Here is a 5,380-nt window from a genome sequence, read left to right as displayed (position 1 = left end):
CTGATCTCTCCGGCCGGGCTGGGCGCCGGTGACGTCAAACTCGCCGTCGGGCTCGGCGCACTGACCGGTTCCTTCGGCGCGGACGTGTGGTTGCTGGCGGCGTTGTCCGCGCCGCTGTTGACCGGGTTGTGCGGACTGATCGCCGCGTGCGCGCGCCGGGGACCGACCGTTCCGCACGGGCCCTCGATGTGCCTGGCCAGCGCGGTGGCGGCGGGCCTGGGAATGTTCTGAGGATGCCGTAGCGGGGCGAAATGACGAGGTGGCCGACGTTTCGGGAGCCCCCGAACACAAATTAACGCCGTGGTTAGCCTTGACAGGAAAGGTTTGCCCCTCAGTCCATTATTAGGTAATATCGGAGATCTGAACTCTGCTGACCGGGGTGTGACGCTGATCTGGCCTGACCATGAGGGGGTGGTGACCGTGAAGCGAGCAGTAATCGGGGGCGTGGCGGCTGCCGCTGTCATCGTCGGTGGCACCGTGCTGGCCACCAATATGGCGTCCCCGTCCCTGCCCGACGTACAGGTCCCGGCCGTGGCGCTGTCCAGCGCCGAGGGGACCGACGCCACCGTACAGTGGCTGGACCTGTTCGCGCAGACCTCCGCTGGCAATGCCGACGCGTTCGGCGGATATCTGCTGGACCCGAGTTCGGCGGTCCCACCCGGCGAATCTCCGCTGGTGCTGATCGACCCGGAGACCTCCGCCGAGGACTTCGACCGGATCCTCGACGGAGTGGTCGGCAACGTGGGCAGCCAACTCAATGCGGTGACCTCGCCCAGCAACGGGCCCGACGCGGTCACCTACCTGATCCTCAAGAACGGTTCCTGACCCCTTCCGGGTGACGAGCCGGGGCGATGCCCCGGCCGTTGCTTCGTTGAGCCGGCTGTGTGCCGAACCGTAGAATCCGCCAAGCCCGGGCGCCCAGCACCGGCATGGGAAGATGGGACACGTGTTGCGTTGGATAACCGCCGGGGAATCGCACGGCCGCGCGCTGGTCGCCGTGGTCGAGGGCATGGTCGCCGGAGTGACCGTCACCTCGGCTGACATCTCGACCCAGTTGGCCCGCCGCCGTCTTGGCTACGGCCGTGGCGCTCGGATGAAATTCGAGGCCGACGCCGTCACGGTGCTGTCCGGGGTACGGCACGGTGTCACCCTCGGCGGCCCGATCGCGGTCGAGATCGGCAACACCGAGTGGCCGAAGTGGGAGACGGTGATGTCCACCGATCCGGTGGACCCCGCCGTGCTGGAAAGTGAGGGCGGAGCCCGCAACGCACCGCTGACCCGCCCGCGACCCGGCCACGCCGACTACGCCGGCATGCTCAAGTACGGTTTCGACGACGCCCGGCCGGTGCTGGAGCGGGCCAGCGCGCGCGAGACGGCCGCCCGGGTGACCGCCGGAACGATCGCGCGGGCGTTCCTGGACCAGGCCCTGGGCGTGCAGGTGGTCTCCCATGTGATCTCGATCGGCGCGTCCGACCCCTACGACGGTCCGGTGCCGCGGCCCGAGGATCTGGCCGCCATCGACGCCAGCCCGGTCCGTGCCTACGACCAGCAGGCGCAGGAAGCCATGATCGCCGAGATCGAGGCGGCCAAGGCCGACGGCGACACGCTGGGGGGCGTGGTGGAAGTGGTGGTCTCCGGCCTGCCGATCGGCCTGGGGTCCTTCATCAGTGGCGACGATCGCCTGGACGGCCAACTGGCCGCGGCGATCATGGGCATCCAGGCGATCAAGGGTGTCGAGATCGGCGACGGTTTCACCACCGCCCGCCGGCGCGGCAGCGCCGCCCACGACGAGATGCACCCGGGCCCTGACGGTGTGGTTCGCTCCACCAACCGTGCCGGCGGGCTGGAGGGCGGCATGACCAACGGCCAGCCGCTGCGGGTGCGTGCGGCGATGAAGCCGATCTCCACCGTTCCGCGGGCACTGGCCACCGTCGACATGGCCACCGGCGACGAAGCGGTCGCGATCCATCAGCGCTCCGACGTCTGCGCCGTCCCGGCGGCCGGAGTGGTGGCCGAGGCCATGGTGGCGCTGGTGTTGGCCCGCGCGGCGCTGGCCAAATTCGGCGGCGACTCGCTGACCGAAACCCGGCGCAACATCGAGGCATACCGGCGTTCGGTGGCCGAACGCGGGGCGGTGGGCGACCAGGCCCGGGCCTCGGGGTAGACCGTGGCCCCCAGAGCGGTTCTGGTGGGATTGCCCGGCGCGGGCAAGTCCACCATCGGGCGGCGCCTGGCCAAGGCGCTCGGCGTCGAGATGCTCGACACCGACGCCGCCATCGAGGCCCGCACCGGACGCAGCATCGCCGACATCTTCGCCGCCGACGGCGAACAGGAGTTCCGCCGTATCGAGGAGGAAGTCGTGCGCGCGGCGCTGGCCGAGCACGACGGGGTGCTGTCCCTGGGCGGGGGAGCCGTCACCAGCCCCGGGGTGCGCGAAGCACTGGCCGGGCATACCGTGGTGTTCCTCGAGATCAGCGCCGCCGAGGGAGTCCGGCGCACCGGCGGCAGCACGGTGCGGCCACTGCTGGCCGGGCCGGGCCGGGCCGAGAAGTTCCGCGAGTTGATGGCGCAGCGAGTGCCGCTCTACCGGCGTCTCGCGACAATCCGGGTCAACACCAACCGGCGAAATCCAGGCGCGGTGGTGCGCTATATCGTGTCCCGGCTGGAGGCGACCGCGCCGGACCGCAAGGCCACCCGGCCTGGCCGGGTGCAGCCGCCGGCGGCGCCCGCCGGTTCACCGCCCACCCCGGCCACGCTGGCCGCACGACAGACCGGAGGACGCAAGTGACCCAGATTCCCGAGCCGATCACCGTGACGGTGGCCACCGACCCGCCGTACCCGGTGGTGATCGGCAAAGGCCTGCTCGGTGATCTCGCCGATCTGCTCGCCGGCCGCAACAAGGTCGCGATCCTGCATCAGCCGACGCTGGAGCAGACCGCCGAGGGAATCCGAACGTACCTGGCCGACAAGGGGATCGAGGCGCACCGCATCGAGATCCCGGATGCCGAGGACGGCAAGTCGCTGCAGGTGCTGGGCTTCATCTGGGACGTGCTGGGACGGATCGGGCTCGACCGCCGGGACGCCCTGGTGAGTCTGGGCGGCGGCGCCGCCACCGACGTGGCGGGCTTCGCGGCGGCCAGCTGGCTGCGCGGCGTCTCGATCGTGCATGTGCCCACCACGCTGCTGGCCATGGTGGACGCCGCGGTCGGCGGCAAGACCGGCATCAACACCGAGGCCGGCAAGAACCTCGTCGGCGCGTTCCACCAGCCGGCGGCCGTCGTGGTCGACCTGGCCACCCTGGAGACGCTGCCGCAGCGCGAGATCGTCGCCGGTATGCCCGAGATCGTCAAAGCCGGTTTCATCGCCGATCCGGTGATCCTGGACCTCATCGAAGCCGACCCGAAGGCCGCGATGGACCCGGGCGGGGAAGTGCTGGGTGAGCTGATCCGGCGCGCGATCACCGTCAAGGCCGAAGTCGTCGCCGCCGACGAGCGGGAGTCGGGGCTGCGCGAGATCCTCAACTACGGCCACACCCTCGCGCACGCGATCGAGGCGCTGGAGCACTACCAGTGGCGCCACGGCGACGCGGTGTCGGTCGGCCTGGTCTTCGCCGCGGAGCTGGCCCGCGTCACCGGACGCCTCGACGACGAGACCGCCGACCGCCATCGCTCGATCCTGCAGTCGCTGGGTCTGCCGGTCAGCTACTACGAGAGCGCCCTGCCCGCACTGCTGGAATACATGATGGGGGACAAGAAGAACCGGGCCGGCGTGTTGCGGTTCGTGGTGCTCGACGGCCTGGCCAAGCCGGGCCGGCTGGAGGGGCCTGACCCGATGTTGCTGGCCGCCGCCTACGACGAGGTGGGCCGGCGATTCCGATTGGAGCGACGGTGAACCGGATCAATGTCATCAACGGCCCCAACCTGGGGCGGCTGGGCCGGCGGGAGCCGGATGTCTACGGCGACACCAGCTATGAGGACCTGCAGGCGCTGATCGAGCGGGAGGCCGCCGCGCTGGGTGTGCAGGCCGTGGTGCGCCAGAGCGACAGCGAAGCCGAACTGCTGGGCTGGATTCACGCCGCCGCCGACGCCGCCGAACCGGTGATCCTCAACGCCGGTGGTCTGACGCATACCTCGGTGGCGCTACGCGATGCGTGCGCCGAACTGCGGGCACCGCTGATCGAACTGCACATCTCCAATGTGCATGCGCGCGAAGAATTTCGGCGCCATTCCTACTTGAGTCCGGTCGCCAGCGGCGTGATCGTGGGATTCGGCGTGCGCGGCTATCTGCTGGCGCTGCGCTACTTGGCAGAGTCGTCGGACTGAGCTGACGGACCGCCCTCGTCGACCGCCGGGATCTCGGTGGTCGCGTCGGCCTGGTCTTCAACGGCCGGGAACTCCTCGGTGGTGAAACCCGCGGCGGGGCCGGCCAATGTCGCGCCCGCGTCGGCCTGGGTGGCGGCAGCGTCGGCTTGCGGTGCGGCGGTGTCGGCGTGGGGTGCGGCCTCGGTCTGCACTGCGCCGGTCTCTTCGGCGGCCACCGCGGGGGCGCCGACGGTGGCGAACACGTCCGTCGGGGCAGCCTCGCCCTGGGATGCCAGGCCGTGGTGGCGGTGCGGTGCCTTCTCGTACTCCTTGTCGACGCGACGGCGTCCCAGGGTGACGGTGGCCACCGCCGCGACGAACACCAGTAGCGCGGTGAAGGCCGCGAAGCTGGTCAGTTCGTTGAACAGTGAGCTGACGTAGAGCGCCTTGTCGACCAGCCCGATGATCCATGACACCAGGCCGCTCACCAGCCCGGCGACCAGCCCGGCCCCCAGCCACGTCATGGCGAGGTCGTCGCGCCGGTCCGGGTCGGGGTTGGCGCGGGCGTCGGCGCGGCCATCGGAATAGCCCCATACCATCACGGCGATCGCGAACAAGATCATCAGGATCAGGCTGATCAGGCCGGCCTGCGCCTCGAAGGCGTTGATCAACACCCCCTGGATCATGCGGATGACGACCATCAGCGCTGCGAAGACCAACCCGCGAAGAAACCACTTGCTCATGGGGGCACAGCGTAGCGAGTACCGTCACACCGCGTGACACATTCCTCCCGTCGGCTACGTCTGAGTGCCGCGATCGATGCGGCCGGTTTGGACGCGATGCTGGTCACAGACTTGATCAACGTGCGGTACCTGACCGGGTTCACCGGTTCGGCCGGTGCCCTGCTGGTCTACGCCGACCAGCGGCCCGCGCTGCTGGCGACCGATGGCCGCTACCGCACCCAAGCCGCCCGGCAGGCCCCCGACCTGCCGGCTGCGATCGAGCGCGCCGGGGCGAGTCACCTGGTCGGGCAGGCCGCTGCGGCCGGGGTGGGCAGGCTGGGGTTCGAGGCGCACGTG

The 5,380-nt window shown here is 70.2% G+C and carries 6 protein-coding genes and 2 pseudogenes; 7 read left to right on the top strand and 1 reads right to left on the bottom strand.

All coding sequences use genetic code 11. The features are described from left to right. The 6 genes and pseudogenes from DQP56_RS22365 to aroQ all read left to right on the top strand — a co-directional run. Nucleotides 1-231: pseudogene (locus DQP56_RS22365) on the top strand (prepilin peptidase); the annotation flags it as partial. A 189-nt stretch (nt 232-420) separates the two neighbouring features. Then, nucleotides 421-825, top strand: a complete 405-nt coding sequence (locus tag DQP56_RS22360; protein ID WP_234825789.1) for a hypothetical protein — start codon at nt 421-423, stop codon at nt 823-825. Nucleotides 826-946: 121 nt separating this feature from the next. After that, complete coding sequence (gene aroC / locus DQP56_RS22355; protein WP_112689156.1) at nt 947-2,164, top strand: chorismate synthase; 1,218 nt, start codon at nt 947-949, stop codon at nt 2,162-2,164. A gap of 3 nt (nt 2,165-2,167) precedes the next feature. Further along, a pseudogene (locus DQP56_RS22350) lies at nt 2,168-2,695 on the top strand (shikimate kinase); the annotation flags it as partial. Nucleotides 2,696-2,793: 98 nt separating this feature from the next. Then, on the top strand, nt 2,794-3,891 hold the full coding sequence (aroB, locus tag DQP56_RS22345; RefSeq protein ID WP_112689154.1) for a 3-dehydroquinate synthase: 1,098 nt from the start codon (nt 2,794-2,796) through the stop codon (nt 3,889-3,891). Further along, nucleotides 3,888-4,322 carry a type II 3-dehydroquinate dehydratase gene (gene aroQ, locus DQP56_RS22340; protein ID WP_112689150.1) on the top strand — a complete coding sequence of 145 codons (435 nt, stop codon included), beginning with the start codon at nt 3,888-3,890 and terminating at the stop codon, nt 4,320-4,322. Before aroB ends, aroQ begins: the two co-directional genes overlap by 4 nt. Here the strand turns inward: aroQ and DQP56_RS24875 are convergent. Then, entirely contained in the window at nt 4,298-5,044 is a 747-nt protein-coding gene (locus tag DQP56_RS24875) for a B-4DMT family transporter (protein ID WP_165825113.1), read from the bottom strand. The genes aroQ and DQP56_RS24875 overlap by 25 nt on opposite strands. A gap of 33 nt (nt 5,045-5,077) precedes the next feature. On the opposite strand from DQP56_RS24875, the gene DQP56_RS22330 reads away from it, so the two are divergent. Continuing rightward, on the top strand, nt 5,078-5,380 hold a 303-nt coding region (locus DQP56_RS22330), incomplete at its 3' end, for an aminopeptidase P family N-terminal domain-containing protein (protein ID WP_205868958.1).

Origin of the sequence: Mycolicibacter senuensis (assembly GCF_003284925.1) — a bacterium.
Lineage (GTDB): Bacteria > Actinomycetota > Actinomycetes > Mycobacteriales > Mycobacteriaceae > Mycobacterium > Mycobacterium algericum_A.
The sequence above is the reverse complement of the archived record's forward strand: the minus strand, read 5'-3'. Positions and strand labels throughout refer to the sequence as shown.

Bases quoted from the DNA above. Each gene is read 5' to 3' on its own strand.
- DQP56_RS24875 (WP_165825113.1), bottom strand. From the start codon at position 5,044: ATGAGCAAGTGGTTTCTTCGCGGGTTGGTCTTCGCAGCGCTGATGGTC.